General features: G+C 45.0%; 1 pseudogene. It reads right to left on the reverse strand.

Annotated features, from left to right (window positions below):
* Positions 1-855 (reverse strand): annotated as a pseudogene (locus A3739_RS29435) (hypothetical protein); the annotation flags it as partial.

Consider the following 855-nt stretch of genomic DNA (forward strand, 5'->3'; position numbering starts at 1 on the left):
TAAGCCATTACTGATATTGATCGGCATTTCTAAATGAGTGATCGTCGAATTCGCTGAACTTAGGTGCGAAGTGATGCGGGTAATGAGTTCAGCCGTATCAAACCCATAGTAAAAATCACTCAGCTCTTCATGCAGTAGGCTCTTGTGTCGCGGAGCTTGGTCTTCGGATAAATTGATGCAGAAGACAGCTGAGGCGAGGTACTTTCTACCTAGCTCTACGTAGTTAGCCCATCGTTCGAACAGTACCCAAACAGAATCGATCTCTTGCTTACGCAACTGGTTTGAGCGGCAGCAGGCAAGTAACAAGTTTCGTTTATAGGCGCTTTTGATCGATGAGTCTGGTTCGACAAGATTGTCTTCATCGCGAACTAGATACTTCATTAGGCCTAACTCATCGCTAAAACGATAGATCTCGTTCATTTCTTTCCATAGCATTTTCGGTACGGAAATATAGAGCTTGGCTGACAAAAGCTGAACACGTCCAAATTCTGTAATGGTTCGGTGTGCTGCGCAGCTGAAGTTTTTACGTGTATGTTCTGACCCAAGATTAGGAACGCTCTCTAATAGCACTGCTTTGTAGCCAGCGGCTAGAGAAAGATGAAGGCTCGTGACAAGGTTGATAACTTTGCGTTGCTTTTCTTGAGGTGTGATAGATGCGTTAAGAAAATGTTTTGACAGCTCTTCGCATGCGTAATGGATAGGTTTTCGAATGTCCTCAAGCATTTTTGAGCGAGTTTCTGGCTTGCACTTAAGGCGATTTAGTTCATTAATCGCACGATATAGTTGACGAGACAGCTCGCCTAAATTCGCCATGGGCAGATTCGCGACCCAGTCAGCAAAGGCTTCCGGGGTGGA

It is taken from the genome of Oleiphilus sp. HI0067 (genome assembly GCF_001635735.1).